The sequence below is a fragment of the Caldicellulosiruptor obsidiansis OB47 genome (genome assembly GCF_000145215.1).
Lineage (GTDB): Bacteria > Bacillota > Thermoanaerobacteria > Caldicellulosiruptorales > Caldicellulosiruptoraceae > Caldicellulosiruptor > Caldicellulosiruptor obsidiansis.
Window position 1 is genome coordinate 388,962 of record NC_014392.1, and the last position, 15,926, is coordinate 404,887.

Annotated in this window: 12 protein-coding genes and 1 pseudogene; 11 read left to right on the forward strand and 2 right to left on the reverse strand. The window is 34.8% G+C overall.

All coding sequences use genetic code 11. The features are described from left to right. Positions 1-138 precede the first annotated feature (138 nt). Positions 139-663 (reverse strand): annotated as a pseudogene (locus tag COB47_RS11875) (ISNCY family transposase); the annotation flags it as partial. A gap of 135 nt (positions 664-798) precedes the next feature. Further along, complete coding sequence (locus tag COB47_RS01545; protein WP_013289667.1) at positions 799-1,533, reverse strand: SDR family NAD(P)-dependent oxidoreductase; 735 nt, start codon at positions 1,531-1,533, stop codon at positions 799-801. A 193-nt stretch (positions 1,534-1,726) separates the two neighbouring features. Between COB47_RS01545 and amrA the strand changes: the two genes are divergently transcribed. From amrA to COB47_RS01600, 11 genes are all read left to right on the forward strand, one after another. After that, positions 1,727-3,127: an AmmeMemoRadiSam system protein A gene (gene amrA / locus COB47_RS01550; protein WP_013289668.1), complete on the forward strand. Its 1,401-nt coding sequence runs from the start codon at positions 1,727-1,729 to the stop codon at positions 3,125-3,127. Positions 3,128-3,141: 14 nt separating this feature from the next. Further along, the gene (amrS, locus tag COB47_RS01555; RefSeq protein ID WP_013289669.1) at positions 3,142-3,990 is read left to right on the forward strand and encodes an AmmeMemoRadiSam system radical SAM enzyme; all 849 of its coding nucleotides are present in this window, start codon (positions 3,142-3,144) and stop codon (positions 3,988-3,990) included. 21 nt (positions 3,991-4,011) lie between these two features. Next, positions 4,012-4,869: a diadenylate cyclase CdaA gene (gene cdaA / locus COB47_RS01560; protein WP_013289670.1), complete on the forward strand. Its 858-nt coding sequence runs from the start codon at positions 4,012-4,014 to the stop codon at positions 4,867-4,869. A gap of 3 nt (positions 4,870-4,872) precedes the next feature. After that, on the forward strand, positions 4,873-6,111 hold the full coding sequence (locus COB47_RS01565; RefSeq protein ID WP_013289671.1) for a CdaR family protein: 1,239 nt from the start codon (positions 4,873-4,875) through the stop codon (positions 6,109-6,111). Positions 6,112-6,145: 34 nt separating this feature from the next. Next, on the forward strand, positions 6,146-7,927 hold the full coding sequence (gene uvrC / locus COB47_RS01570; protein ID WP_013289672.1) for an excinuclease ABC subunit UvrC: 1,782 nt from the start codon (positions 6,146-6,148) through the stop codon (positions 7,925-7,927). A gap of 38 nt (positions 7,928-7,965) precedes the next feature. Then, positions 7,966-8,904, forward strand: a complete 939-nt coding sequence (hprK, locus tag COB47_RS01575) for an HPr(Ser) kinase/phosphatase (RefSeq protein WP_041742350.1) — start codon at positions 7,966-7,968, stop codon at positions 8,902-8,904. 226 nt (positions 8,905-9,130) lie between these two features. Then, the gene (locus tag COB47_RS01580; protein WP_013289674.1) at positions 9,131-11,236 is read left to right on the forward strand and encodes an efflux RND transporter permease subunit; all 2,106 of its coding nucleotides are present in this window, start codon (positions 9,131-9,133) and stop codon (positions 11,234-11,236) included. A 31-nt stretch (positions 11,237-11,267) separates the two neighbouring features. Beyond that, positions 11,268-13,466, forward strand: coding sequence for a coiled-coil domain-containing protein (locus tag COB47_RS01585; RefSeq protein ID WP_013289675.1), 2,199 nt, complete (start codon positions 11,268-11,270; stop codon positions 13,464-13,466). A gap of 93 nt (positions 13,467-13,559) precedes the next feature. Beyond that, positions 13,560-14,342: a YhfC family intramembrane metalloprotease gene (locus tag COB47_RS01590; protein WP_013289676.1), complete on the forward strand. Its 783-nt coding sequence runs from the start codon at positions 13,560-13,562 to the stop codon at positions 14,340-14,342. 16 nt (positions 14,343-14,358) lie between these two features. After that, a complete protein-coding gene (locus COB47_RS01595; protein ID WP_013289677.1) occupies positions 14,359-14,745 on the forward strand; it encodes a GntR family transcriptional regulator in 387 nt (128 codons plus the stop codon). Further along, positions 14,738-15,871, forward strand: a complete 1,134-nt coding sequence (locus COB47_RS01600) for a DUF1648 domain-containing protein (RefSeq protein ID WP_013289678.1) — start codon at positions 14,738-14,740, stop codon at positions 15,869-15,871. Before COB47_RS01595 ends, COB47_RS01600 begins: the two co-directional genes overlap by 8 nt. Positions 15,872-15,926: the final 55 nt, after the last annotated feature.

Genomic DNA, 15,926 nt, shown 5'->3' on the forward strand with positions numbered 1-15,926 from the left:
GACAACCTAATATTATCAATGCAAGCAAAAATAATCAACAACAAACATATGACAAAAATTAACAATATCAAAAAAGACAATAGTATCCTAAGCCTTCTAGCTTCTTGGTTTTAGAAGGTTAAGTAAAAAACAAAGTCGCAAATCAGGGTTAGCTTTTGAGGTATTTTTCAACAGTAGATGAATGAATTTAGGGTTATTTTTACGGACCTTTGGGACAATGCCGGTTGTATTGAAGATTAAGATTGAAGCAAGTTCAGGGGATTGCCTAAGAGAAATATTGTGTGCGTGGATAGAGATATTTTGGAAAAGTTTATGAATTTGTGTGTTAAAGATTTTTATGAAGCGCGAGAAAGTGGAAATAGAGTGAACATTGATGCGAACAATTATAGAAAGAACTAAGTCCATGGGTAGTATAAGAAGCACAGCCCGAAGAAAAATCAAGGGTATTGAGTTTGAGAAATTTTTGAACAGAGAAGCTTTAGAAGCATAGATTCTAAGGAGAATGGTCTATGCTTGCCGAAGTATTTGTAGTAAGCGTTGTAGAAATAAGAAGGTATGTAGTTGGATAAGTCGATAAACTTATTAAATAAGCCCAAAAGGATATCAAGAGTTGTAGAGAGCCGAAGCCTTGAGGATGGAGACCAGACTTTTTTGAATCTTTATAAAGCTTGATAACGCTCATATTGAGCGTTTCTGCAAAAGGCTAAGATATAATGAGACAAAAGTAGGGGCTCTCCTGAAACTTATGAAAGGATAGCCCCTTTACACTTATTCTCTATTTTATAATCATTAGATTTATTAACTCATTTTTTCAGCTTTTGCCACTGCTTCTTCAAGAGTCAAACCTGTGAAAGCTTGAGCTGGGAAAAGTCTTCCGCTCTTTTTATCATCTATAAAGGCGCCTACAACTATTCCCGGGATAACACTTTCAACAGGATTTGGAGCATTTGGTCCGCCAAGGTCGGTTCTACACCAGCCGGGGTCAGCCAGATTAATCATTACATTTGTTCCATCAAGTTTTGAAGATAGGTCCTTTGTAAACTTGTCAAGAGCAGCCTTGCTGGCAGAATATGCTGCTTGTTCCGGTTCGTTTTTGATTCCGCTAGTAACGTTCACAACTCTGCCAAAACCTCTTTCAATCATTGGTGGTATTAAACGATAGCAGATGAGAGCTGCTGAAATAAAGTTAACACGAAAACTTATTTCAAAATCTTCGATAGGAGTTTTCCAGAAATCTTTTCGATATGCTACTTGCAGTCCAGCATTATTGAATACAATGTCAACAGCGATACCTGTTGATTCTATTTCATCAAGCATAGTTACAACTTGGGTAGGCTCCGAAAACTCTGCCTGGACGCAGTAAGTTTCAATTCCAAATTTTTTAACTTCTTCAGATATTTTTTTCAAATGCTCTAATTTCCTGCCATGCAAAATAAGATTACAACCCATTTTAGCCATGAAAGTTGCAATTTGATAGCCAACTCCTCTGCTTGCACCAGTTATCAATGCCCATTTTCCTTTAACATTTACCATATAAAAATCACTCCCTGTCAAAAACCCAGCAATTCAAAATTTTATTAGCAATTATATCATAAATTTTTTGAAAATGTGCAGTAAATTTTTTGTAACAACTTTTTAATATTTGGACAGTAGAAGCAAGCACAAAAAAAGGGTAAAATATTATATATGAAAATCTAAAGAAAATCAAAGTAAGGGGCAGGCAAAAATGGTAGGGTATTTATTACCACATCCACCAGTCTTGATTCCCGAGATTGGGAGAGGCGAGGAGAAAAAGTGCCAGGCAACCTTAAATGCTTTGGAAAAGGTAGCAGATGAAATAGCTGAATATAAACCAGAGGTCATAGCCATAATATCACCTCATGCACCTGTGTTTTCGAATGCTTTTTTCTTGAATGACAAACCAGAAATTACTGGTGACCTTGCAAAATGGGGTGTATATGGAGCAAAATTTAGCTTTAAAAATAACCTTGAGATAGTTCAAGAAATTGCAAAAATGTGTGCTCAAGAAGGTTTAGCAGTTGCATTTGTATCAGACAAACTTCAAAAAAGATATAGTGTTTCGCGAGAACTTGACCATGGCGCATTGGTTCCACTTTACTTTATAACCAGAAGATATAAAGACTTTGAGCTTATTCACACATCCTATTGTATGCTTGATGATATAAACCTTTATAAATATGGAATGATACTGAGAAAGGCAATTGAAAAACAAGGAAAAAAAGGCTTGATTGTGGCTTCAGGTGACCTTTCGCACAAACTCTCTTACGATGGACCTTACGGGTTTGCAAAGGAAGGACCAGAGTTTGACAGACTTCTGGTTGAACTTTTGCAAGGAAGCAACATAAGAGCACTTTATGACATAGACCCTGTGCTTTCAGAAAATGCGGCAGAATGTGGTTTCAGGTCCATAAAGGTTTTGCTTGGTGCATTTGAGGGCTATAGTATAGAGTCCAAGGTTTATTCGTATGAAGGACCTTTTGGCGTTGGATACTGTGTTGCTGCCTTTTACCAGAAAGGGGAAGCAAGTTCTTCTTTGCTTGAGGAGATAGTTCAAAAAAAAGAAGAGAGATTAAAAAGGATAAGAGAAAATGAAGATGAATATATAAGACTTGCAAGAGAAAGCTTAGAATACTATGTAAGACACCGCAGGTACTTAGACTACATACCAGATTATGTCACAGAAAGAATGCTAAAAGAAAGAGCAGGAGTTTTCGTGTCAATCAAAAAGGACGGGAATTTAAGAGGCTGTATAGGCACAATTTTCCCGACACAGGAGAATATCGCAAAAGAGATAATCAGAAACGCTGTTGCAGCAGGGTTTTATGATCCAAGGTTTGAAGAAGTTACCGAAGATGAGCTTGACAGCCTTGTGTATGATGTTGATATTCTAAGCCCACCTGAAAAGGTAAGTTCAAAAGACCAACTTGACCCTAAAAAATATGGGGTTATTGTGAGAAAAGGGACCAGGCAAGGGCTTTTGCTTCCTGACCTTGAAGGCGTTGACACAGTTGAAGAGCAGCTTAAGATAGCCTGCAGAAAAGCAGGAATTGACTATGAAAGTGAAGATTTTGAGATAGAAAGGTTTACAGTTGAAAGACACAAGTAAGGGAAGAGAATAAAATGGTTGAGGCAAGATATTATGAAAAGCTTGAAGGCAAAAAAGTCAGATGCAAGCTCTGTCCACATGGATGTATCTTACCACAGGGCAGCACTGGTTTTTGCAGAGCAAGAAAAAATGTTGATGGTATTCTGTATTCGCTAAACTATGGCTATATCTCTTCGATTGCATTTGACCCTATAGAGAAAAAACCTCTTTATCATTTTTATCCGGGGTCAACTATACTTTCTATAGGGACATTTGGGTGTTCGTTTAAGTGCCTTCATTGCCAGAACTTTGAGATTTCGCAGCTCAGTCCAAACGTGTTTGAGGTTGAGACTGAGAAGCTCATTGCTCTTGCTAAAAAAGATCCAAAGTGTATTGGCATTGCTTTTACTTACAATGAACCTACCATCTGGTTTGAATATGTAATGGATGTAGCAAAAGCTTTTAAACAGGAAGGGCTTAAGACTGTACTTGTTACAAATGGGTATTTGAATGAAGAGCCGCTTTATGAACTACTTGAAATAATAGATAGTGCAAACATTGATGTTAAAGCTTTTAATGATGAGTTTTATAAAAAGGTTTGTGGTGGGGATTTAGAACCAGTAAAAAGGTTTGTTGAGATATGTGCCGAAAAGATTCATATTGAAATAACAACACTCATTATTCCAACGTTAAATGATAGGGATGAAGAAATAGAAAGTCTTGCAAAGTGGATTGCCTCAATGGATGATAGAATTCCGCTGCACCTTACAAGATATTTTCCAAGATACAAGATGACTCTTCCACCAACACCAAAGGAGACATTAATGAGACTAAGAGAGGTTGCTAAAAAGTATCTTGTGAATGTGTATCTTGGTAATATTTAGAAAATAGTGGGGGAGAAAGGTTTGCTGAAAGATTTTTCTTTTTATCTTCAGGAGTTTTTGAGAAACGTAACACTAATCAGAATTTCGCCGTTTGATATTATTGACATTGCAATTGTGTCGTTTGTGATATACAAAATAATTGTATGGATAAAAGACACAAGAGCGTATCAGCTCATAAAAGGCATAGCTGTTTTAATTGTTATAACACAGGTTAGCAAATGGCTGAATCTTAATGTTATAAACTGGCTTTTGACAAATACACTGTCATATGGTGTTCTGGCGCTTTTGATAGTTTTCCAGCCAGAGCTAAGACGTGCTTTAGAGGAGATTGGAAGAAGCAAAATCTGGGGCAAGTTTTTGTGGTTTGGCCCTGATGAGAAAATGGCAATAAAGTGGCAAAACAGCGTTGAAGAGATAATAAAGGCTGTGATGTATCTTTCAAAAAACAAGATTGGTGCATTGATTGTTGTTGAAGGTCAGACTAAAATAGGAGATATTATCAATACAGGAATTATAATTGATTCAGAGATTTCATCCCAACTTTTGATAAATATATTTATTCCAAACACCCCGCTTCATGATGGTGCTGTGATTATAAGAGATGGGAAAATAAAAGCGGCTGCATGTTTTTTGCCTCTGTCTGAGAACAGATACATAAGCAAAGAACTTGGAACACGGCACAGAGCGGCACTTGGTATATCTGAAAACTCTGATGCAACGGCAATTGTTGTGTCAGAGGAGACAGGGATTATTTCTGTTGCGTACAACGGTGGTCTTACAAGAAACTTAGGACCTGAGGCTTTGAGGAAGATACTTCTCAGACCTTTGAAGCAAGAAGAAGGGAAGAATGGACTAAGTATTTTCAAGTGGAGGCGTTAAGATTTGAAAAAGATTGCAATAAAAAGACCAAAAGATGGTAATTTCTGGCTCAGAGTTGTTTCAATTTTGATTGCAATTGTTTTGTGGTTCTATGTAAATAGCATTATAAATCCTATAAAGAAAAGAGAGATAATTATTCCCATTAGATACAACGTTGCAACTTTGTCAAAAGGCCTTGTGATGACAGAAGCTGATGCAAAAGAGGTAAGAATAGTTATAAGCGGTACACAGGATGAACTTAGCAAAGTTGACGAAAAGAATATCCAAGCAATGGTAGATTTTTCTGATATAAGACAGACAGGAGAAGTAAAACTTCCAGTAGCTATCCAGAATCCTTACCACAGGATTAACATTGAGAGTGTGTATCCCAGAAATGTTACGGTATCTATTGACAATCTTGTGACAATCCAGAAAGATGTTACTGTTGAGATAAATGGAAATCCCAAAAAGGGTTATATTATAAATAATTATCAGGAAGAACCTAACGTGATAAGCATAAAAGGTGCTGAGAGTGATATAAAAGAGATTTCTGAATGCGTAGCTCAGCTGAACCTAAGTCTTAATGACAGGTCGTTCAAAGCGTCTGTACCTGTAAAGGTAATAGATTCAAGGGGAAAAGACATAACATCGCTTTTTGAACTATCCCAAAAGAGCATAGATGTGTATGTGGAGATACTCAAAACAAAACAGGTACCTTTGAGTGTCAAGTTCAAAGGTAGTCTTCCACCCAGTAAGGTTATTTCAAAGATAATTTTAAAACCTTCTACAATCAATATAGCAGGAAAAGAAGAAGACATAAACTCAATAAATGAGATTGTTGTAGGGACTATTGATACAAAGATGCTTGACAATGTTTCAACATTCCAATTTGACTTTAGTCTTCCAAAAAATATAAAGTCTTTGGATAATGTAAAACAAGTTACAATCATCATATACACAGATTCAATTGTTGAGAAATCTATCAATATACCTATTGAAGTGAGAGGACTATCACCAGGGCTTCTTGCGAAGCTCAGTCCTGACAAAGTTAAAGTAGAACTCAAATATTACCAAAGTGCGCAAAATTCTGTAGATTTTAATTCTTTGAAGGCGTATGTGGATGTTTCAAATCTGACAAAAGGGAGTTATGACCTTCAGGTGTTGGTTGAAAAGCCCGAAAATATTAAAGAGTTTGAAGTCTTTCCAACTTACATAAAAGTGGAGATTTCAGAAAATAATCAAACTAAAACTCAATCTCAATAGAAAATGCTATGTAGCCAAAAGAGGAGATGACCTGATGTTGCTTGAGGAAAAGCTTTCAAATCTTCCGACATCGCCAGGGGTTTATATAATGAAAGACGAAAATGGAAATGTTATATATGTTGGTAAGGCTGTAAACCTGCGAAATAGGGTCAGACAGTATTTTCAAAATTCATCAGACATGCTGCCAAAGACAAGGCTTATGGTGAAAAAAATAAAAGACCTTGACTATATTGTGACAGACAACGAGATAGAAGCCTTGATCTTAGAGTGCAACCTCATAAAAGAATACAGGCCAAAGTACAATGTTCTGTTGAGAGATGATAAAAACTACCAGTATATAAAGATAACAAACGAGATGTTTCCAAGGCTTGTGACAACAAGAAAGATTGAAAAGGACGGCAGCCGATATTTTGGTCCATATGTCAGTGGGTATTCTGTAAAGCAGACGGTAGAGCTACTCAAAAGCCTTTTTATGCTCAGGACTTGCAAGAAAAAGTTTCCTGACCAGCTTGGCAAAGGCAGACCCTGCCTTAATTTTTATATAGAAAAGTGTCTTGGTGTATGCAAAGGGGATGTAGCAGAAGAAGAGTACCAGAGACTTGTTGAAGGGGCAATAAAAGTTTTGAGCGGCAAAGGTGATGAGATTGTTCAGGAGCTCAAAGCAAAAATGTTTGAATATGCTGAAAATCTAATGTTTGAAAAGGCACAGGAGATAAAAAATAAGCTTTCAAGTCTTGAGCAAATAATCACAAAACAGAAAGTCATTTATGCGGATGACAGAAGTGAAGATGTTATAAACTTCGCAAAAGACCACACACACATTGCAATTGTTGTGCTGATTATCAGAAATGGCAAACTTATAAACAAGGAAGAGTTTGTTTTGAAAGCCGATGAGGACACATTTGAGAGATTTTTAGAGCAGTACTACTCTGATGTTGTATCGCTGCCAAAGGAAATCATAATTCCTCACACAATAGAAAATGCTGACAATATTGAAAAGATGATAGAAAAACTTTATGGTTTCAAAGTGAAAGTAACTGTTCCGAAACAGGGTGAAAAAAAGCAGCTTCTTGACATGGCAAAAAAGAATGCAGAGATTTCTCTTGCAAACAGGCAAAGAGTAGGTGATGTATATGCTGAGGCGCTTTTAACTCTTAAAAATCTCCTTGGACTTGAGAATGAAATTGAAAAGATTGAAAGCTATGATATTTCCAACATTGCAGGTGCTGACAATGTAGGGACTTTGATTGTGTTTGAGGATGGGAGGTTCAACAAAGAGTTTTACAGGAAGTTCAAGATAAAAGGATTTGAGGGTCAGGATGATATAAAAAGCGTCAAAGAGGTTTTGACAAGAAGATTTACTAGCTTAGAAAAACATGGGCGAATTCCTGATTTGATATTGATTGATGGTGGACAAAATCAGGTTAATGCTGCATTAGAGGTTTTGAACACTTTGGGATTTTCTATTCCTGTTGCTGGCATGGTAAAGGATGATAGACACAAAACAAGAGACTTGATTTACAATGGTAAAGAAGTAGGTATTCAAGAGTATCCGCTTGTGTATAAACTTATATATGCTATTCAAGAAGAGACGCACAGGTTTGCAGTGAAGTTCCACAGAGAAGTTAGAAAGAAACATCTGTATGAGTCAATTTTAGATGAAATAGAGGGAATAGGAGAGAAAAGAAAACTTAAGCTCTTTAGAACTTTTGGCTCAATTGATAATTTGCGGAAAGCAAGCATTGAAGAGATTGTAAAAGCTGCTGATATTCCATATGAAGTAGCTTTGAAGATAAAAGAAAAGATTGGAGTATAAAAAACAGTCAATTGATGCAGGAAGGGTGTGATTATAGATTGTTTTATACAACAGTTGGTAAAATGCTCAAAGAACTTAATTTAGAGTCTTTAACAGAAATTAGTGGACTTGAAGAAAGAAAAATAAAGGATATGAACCTGAACAGACCGGCTTTACAGCTTATGGGTTTTTTTGAATATTTTGATGAACAAAGGATTCAGATAATAGGAATTTCTGAGATGGCGTATTTGAAGACCATGACACCCACGCAGCGAAGAGATGCAATTGAGAGACTTTTTCAGCGAAATATTCCGTGTGTGATTATTACCTCAAACCAGCAACCTTTTGAAGAGTTTTTAGAATTTTCAAAAAAATATGGTGTTCCTCTTCTTCGTACTCAAGAGGTTACAACAAGGTTCATGACAAACTTGAGTACATTTTTAACACACGAACTTGCACCAAGGATTACCCGCCATGGCACTCTTGTCAATGTGTATGGTGAAGGTGTTTTGATGCTTGGCGAAAGTGGGGTTGGGAAGAGCGAAACTGCTTTAGAGCTTGTGAAGAGAGGGCACATACTTGTTGCAGACGATGCAGTTGAAATTCGAAAGGTTTCTGAGAAAACACTTGTCGGTGAAGCACCTGAGATTATAAGGCATCTTATAGAAATTCGAGGAATTGGTATTTTGGATGTTAAAAACCTGTTTGGTGTTGGTTGTGTTAAAGAGTCCGAAAGAATTGACCTTGTAATTCAGCTTGAAACTTGGAAACAGGGAAAGGAATATGAACGACTTGGTCTTCATGACCAGTACATAGAAATTTTGGGGATAAAAGTACCAACGCTTGTGATACCTGTACGACCCGGCAGAAATCTTGCAATTATTGTTGAGGTTGCTGCAATGAACAACAGACAAAAGAAGATGGGCTATAATGCAGCAAAGGCTTTAACAGAAAGATTGCAGCGACAGATGAGTAGAGGAAATGAAACTGTTGAATAAGGATGAATAAGAGATAGTAAAAAAGAATTTGCAAAAAACAGGGTTGTTTTATGAAAGCCCTGTTTTTTTATTTTTATTAATTTTCCCATTTTGCTATTTATCTTTTGCTTAAAATAACATTTGGGTTATTTCAAAAATTCAAATTAATATATTGACATTTAGTCAGTTTTGAGATATCATAAAACATGACTAATAGTCAAAAATAATTTTTCGGAGATGATGCAGCATGCATAAATTTGGCCTTTTTATAGCAAAGCATAGAAAACTTGTATTAGTGATTGCAGTTTTGCTTTTGATACCGTCAGTTTATGGGTTTATTACAACAAAGATAAATTATGATATCCTCACATATTTGCCTAAGGATTTAGATTCCACAAAAGGGCAAGAAATACTTGACAAAGATTTCAAGCAAGCTGCAATATCTATGCTAATTGTAAAAGGTAAGATGAACATTTCTGATATTCAAAAGATGAAAGAAAAAATTTCAAAAGTTAATGGAGTTGAAAAAGTTATATGGATTGATGACTTTTTAGATCCTACAATTCCAAAAGATATGTTACCAGAGGTATTAAGAACAACCTTCTATAGTAAAGACTCCACCCTTTTGTTGATTCAGTTCAGTAACTCTGCAGCATCAATTGAAACACAGAACGCAATTTCTGAAATTAGAAAAATAGCTACAAAACAGTGTTTTTTGAGTGGTATGTCAGCAATAATCAAAGACACAAGAGATCTTTCAGACAGAGAAACTCCGCTTTATGTTGCTATTGCAGTTTTATTTATATTCATTCTATTAATTTTGACAATGGAATCTCCGGTAATACCAATCTTATTTTTGCTGAGCATTGGAATGGCTATTATCTATAACCTTGGGACAAATAAGTTCCTTGGACAGATTTCTTATATAACAAAGGCTTTAGCAGCAGTTTTGCAACTTGGTGTAACCATGGATTTTTCAATCTTCCTTATGCACAGATATGATGAAGAAAGAAAAAGATTTGAATCAAAGGAAGAGGCTATGGCAGAGGCAATATCAAAGACCCTGGTTGCAATACTCTCAAGCGCTGCAACAGCCATTGCAGGATTTTTAGCACTTTGTGCAATGCGACTTAGAATCGGGGCAGATATAGGGATTGTCATGGCAAAAGGAGTATTTTTGGGCGTGCTTGGAACAATTACAATACTTCCAGCACTGATACTTGAATTTGATAATGCAATCCATAAATATAGGCTTAAAAACATATTGCCAACATTTAGCCATACAGCAAACTTTGTTTCTAAAAATTATGTAATTTTGTTTATAATCTTTCTCATTGCATTTATACCTGCTATATATGGTAGAAATAATTTGAAGGTTTACTATAACCTTATTGATTCACTGCCAAAAACAATGAAGTCTGTTGAGGCAACTGATCTTCTCAAAAAAGAATATAACATGATTACTACTCATATGATTCTGGTTGACAGGTCTTTACCGGGTTACAAAATCAAAAGTATGTGTGAGGAAATTAAGAATGTAAAAGGTGTAGAGAAAGTTTTGGCATTTGATGAAGTTTTAGGTCCGGCTATACCGAAGAATTTTATTCCGCAAGAATTAAAAGATAATTTTGAAAAAGGTAAATATAAACTTATTATGGTAAACTCTGCTTACAAAGCAGCAACGCAGGAGGAAAATCAACAGATAGAGATGATTCAGCATATTGTAAAGAAGTACAGCAAAAACTCTTATGTGACTGGAGAAGGTGTTTTGACAAAAGATATGATTGAAATGGCAGATATAGACCTCAAAAGAGTGGATTTTATTTCAATTTTAGCAATATTTATTATCATTTTGATTACGTTTAAATCAATCTCAATACCAGTAATTTTGGTATCTGCTATAGAGCTTGCAATTTTGATTAATTTATCAATTCCATATTATACAAAAACAGTGGTGCCGTTTATTGCCTCAATAGTTCTTGGAACAATTCAACTTGGCTCTGCTATAAACTATGCCATTTTGATGACAACAAGGTTCAGGGAAGAAATACGAAAAGGACTTGACAGGTTTGAAGCTATAAGAGTAGCAGTGAAAACTTCTTCAAGGTCTGTTGTTACAAGTGCACTTGCGTTTGCATTTTCAACACTAGCAGTAGCAATCATTGCAAAAATAGATATGATAAGAAGTCTTTGTGAAATGCTCTCAAGAGGTGCAGTCATAAGTATGATAGTTATATTGTTTATTCTGCCATCATTGCTTCTTTTATTTGAAGGTGTTATTGCAAAAACAACGTTCAGCTGGGGAACAAAAAAAGCTTCAATAAAACCTGAAGAAGAATATGAGACTTTGTAGAGAAAGAGTAAAAAAAGGAGAGTGAAATAATATGATGAGAAATATAAGATTTTTAAAATTAATTTCTCTGTGTGTTGCAACAGTGTTTTTATTAACAAACGTTGCTTTTGCTGGTGAAGCTGTAAAGAAAGAAACAGTGTACGTTATTTTAGATGCTACCGGAAAAGTAAAAAGTCAGATAGTAACTGACTGGATACATTCAGATACTCCAAATTCTACAATAAAAGACAAATCAGAGCTTGAAAATATAGTAAATCTAAAAGGTGACGAAAGTCCCCAAAAGGATGGTAAATATATTACATGGAAGTTAAATACCAATGATTTATTCTATCAGGGAACTATATCAAAGCAACTTCCTTTTATAGTTTCAATTAAATATTACTTGAATGGAAAAGAGATAGAACCTCAATATTTAGCAGGAAGGTCTGGAAAGGTAAAAATTAAAATAGAAGTTGAAAATAAGCAGCACAAGATTGTAAAGATTAATGGAAAGAATAAAACAATCTATCTACCTTTGACTTTTGCTGCAGTTGTAAATCTTCCTCTTGATAAATTTGAGAATGTCAAGACAAATGTTGGTGAGGTGATAACAGAGGGAAATACACAGGCTGTGGTTTCGGTGCTTTTACCTGGTCTTTTGGAGAGCCTTGGGATGAAGAGTGAAAATGATATTGTAGATATTCCAAAATATATAGAAATCACAGCTGCTTGTAAGTATTTTGAGCTTTCTCCAATCTATATGGTTGCAACAAATAAACTACTTGACATAAAAGACATAAAAGAGATTGATTCAATTGATAGTTTGCAAAAAGCTATTAATACACTTTACACATCAAGTGAAAAAATCCTTGAAGGTGCTGTAAAACTTTCTGGTGGAGAGAAAGAGTTTACACTGAATTTTGAAAAGTTTACAAATGGTTTAAAACTTTTATCAGATGCGTCAGGTCAACTTTGTAAAGGAATAGAAAGTCTTGAAGACGGAACAAATAAACTCTATACATCCTCAAAACAGCTGAAGATAGGAACAGGTGAACTTAATAAAAACTCTCAAAAGCTTTACAAAGGTGTGGCAGAGTTTGGAGATGGGGTTTATAAATACACATATGCAACTTCACAGTTTTCAGACGGTGCAATAAAAATAGTAGATGGATATGAGCTTCTTTTTGCAAAGAATCAAGAACTATTTGAAGCTGTAAAAAAAGTATCATCTGGTCTTGATTTAGCTACTTCTTCACAGAAGGATTTAGTGGCTGGGGCAAAGAAGCTGGAGGATGCAATTCAAAATCTTCTTGAAGGGAATAAAAAGGAACTTGAGGTTTTGAACATAGTTTACAATGGATTTGATGCAATTATTTCTGGTTTACAAAAGTTAGAAAGTATTCCTGTTGTTAAGGATGTGGTTTCAAACCTTATAGCAGGGATTGACAAACAAAGACAGGCAATAAAGGGTTTAATTGATTCAAAACAGGCAATGATAAATGGTCTTTCACAGATTCTTGATAATTTAAAAAAGATGTCTCAGGGGCAAGAAAAGTTAAGCATAGCTTTGATGCAGTTGAAAGATGCACAGGCTAAAATTGCAAACTCGTCTGATTTGATTGTACAGAATCAAAAACTTTTAAAACAGTCAGCGACTAAGCTAAAAGATAGTAAAAATATTTTGGATGAAGGAGCAAAAAAACTTTTAAATTCAAAAGATCAACTTGTAAACGGTACAAAATCATTTTGTGAAGGGATAGAAAAACTTGATAGTGCAACGGCACAGTTTGTCTCTGGCACAGAAAAGTTGAATGAAGGTGCAAAACAGCTCTCTGGTGGGATGATGGAATTTGATAAAAATATAAAAATGGTTTATTCGGCATCAGGGAAACTTTTAGAAGGTTCAAAAAAACTTGAAGATGGTGCAGAGTCTCTTAGTATTAATTATCATAAATTTCACAACGAAGGTATACAAAAGCTGTATTCTAAAGCAGATGAGACAATAGAAAAACTAAATGATATAAAGGATACTTTAAATGAGCTTAAAGAATTTTCACAAAGTTATAAGACATTTTCTGGTATTTCAGATGAACTTGATGGTGAAGTGAAATTTATTTTAAAGACAGATGAGATAAAAGCAAAGGAAGAAAAACAGGTTTTAAAAGAAATAAAAACAGTAAGTTTACAGAATAATGAGAAGAAAAGTTTTTGGAAGTGGCTTTTAGGGCTTTTGCATATCAAGGTGGAATGATGCAAAAGCCCTCTTTTTTTATTTTATTTGACAATTAAAACATGTGTGTTATATTATATATAACATATATAACTTAAAAAGAGGTGCTTTGTTTTGATATCTAATTTAAAAATTATCTTTATGTGCATTACACTTATTATTTCAGTGTTCTTTCCGTTTGTGCTGGCAGTGATTGTTTTAAAAAAGTACTCGGGAGTTTTGAAGTCAATATTAATAGGAGCGTTGATATTTTTCATTTCTCAGATTGTTCTGAGAATGCCTATAATTCAGATTTTATCAAAACAAAATTACTTTATAGAATTTTCCAAACATTACATTTTATATTCTCTATTTTTAGGCATGACAGCTGGAATTTTTGAAGAGATTGGTAGATACATTGGTTTTAGAGGGTTTTTAAAAGATAGGCTCAACTATCAAAATGGTATTGCTTATGGAATTGGGCATGGGGGAATTGAGTCAGTTTTAATTGTTGGGATAACCTATATAAATAACATTGTGTATTCATTCTTAATCAATGCTGGAATTTTAGATTCGCTTCTAAAAGGCAAGGTTGGAGCTGGGGTAGTCGGTACTATAAAAAGTGCCCTGATAAATACGCCAGATTCGGCGTTTCTTTTTGCCGGCTTTGAAAGAATCTTCACAATGGCAATTCAGATTGCTCTTTCGCTTTTGGTTCTGGTAGCTGTTAAGAAAAGAAAGCTTTATTATCTTCTTCTGGCGATATTGCTTCACACAATTATTGATGCACCGGTTGCGTACATGTCATTATTGAAAGTTAATATATTTGTTCTTGAGTTTGTAGTTTTGCTATGGGCTGTGTTGAGCTTGGTCTACATTATAAAGTGGCAAGACATTCATAGAATACAAGAAAACTAAAAGGGCGGAAAGTGTGATGTTTATAAAAATTGACTTTACCTCTGACATACCAATTTATGAGCAAATAAAGAACCAAATAATAGAGGCAGTAGCAAGAGGAGAACTTCAAAATGGTGATAGTCTTCCTTCTATCCGAGACCTTGCAAGCGAAATCGGCGTCAACATGCACACAGTTGCAAAGGCATATAATGAGCTCAAATACATGGGACTTATTGCTATTAACAAAAAGCATGGGGCTTATATTGCTGTGAGTAAAAATTATGATAAAGAGTTTTTAAATGAGATAATAAAAGAAGTTACCCCAATTGTTGCAAAAGCCATTTGCAAGGGTATGAATAAGTATGAATTAATAAGGTTGATTGAAACTATTTTTGATGATTTTGGGGGAAAGAAAGATGCATGAAAAACTACTGATTTTTATCCTTTCTTTTCCTGCACAGATTTTTCTTGTTCTACTGTGTTTTTTTATTCCGTACTTTTCGAGAGAGCATATTTTGTTTGGGGTAAACGTTCCGCCTACTATTAAAAAAAGTGAAGTTACAAAGAAATTTTATAAAGAATACTGGAAAAACTTTGCTCTAACAGTTTTAATTCCTACTTTGTTGTTTTTCTATATTCTTTTTGAGAGTACAGAGAGAGTTTTGATAAAATACAACATATTATATCCACTGTTTGTCATTGTTTTAATGACACTCAATCACTATGTAATCTACAGAAAAGTTTTAAAAGCTAAGAAAAAAGGTAATTGGCAAGAAGGAAAAAAGCAAATTGTGGTTGTCCCTATTAAAAAGGATAAAAAAGGGGGATATCCGTCAAGGTTGTGGTTTTTAGTACCAATTGGTGTGTTTATAGGTTTGTTAATAATAACTGTAGTGAGATACAACCAACTTCCTAAGATAATTCCACTTCATTACAACCTAAAGCTTGAAGTTGATTATATTGGGCCAAAGTCAGAACTCATAAAGCCTCTCAGTGTGATGTTTGGAAGTATGTTGTTAGCTCAGGGACTGGGATATTTTGTTTATGAGCTAACAAAAAAAGGTAAAATGAAACTGAGTATATATTTTCCTGAGAAATCTGCAGAGCAGAACGAGAAAGTAAAAAGCTATACAGCGTACTTTTTGATTTGGATTTTAGTCTTAATAGAGCTTATAATGGGTTTGGTTATTTTTTCAATGCTTGACATCATAAATATTCAAACCACGTTGGCCTTACTTCCAGTTTTTCTCATATTTCCCTTAATAACATTAGGATATTATCTTATGAAAGTATTCAACATTAATTCTGAAAGATTAAATTTGATGCCAGAAGAAAAAATATCCGAAAAAATAATTGACAGAGATGACGACAAATACTGGATTGCAGGGATGTTTTATTACAATCCTGACGACCCTGCCCTCTTTGTCGAAAGGCGGGTTGGGGGATTTGGCTGGGATTTAAACTACGCAAAGCCGCTTGGCAAGTTCATAGGGTTTTTAATAATTGGTATTTTGGTTGCAGTAGTAGTTGTGAGTTTGGTTTTGATTTGATTTTGTCCGATTCATGCTTACGTTAAGATGTGGTATAATAATACTGTAGAGATTA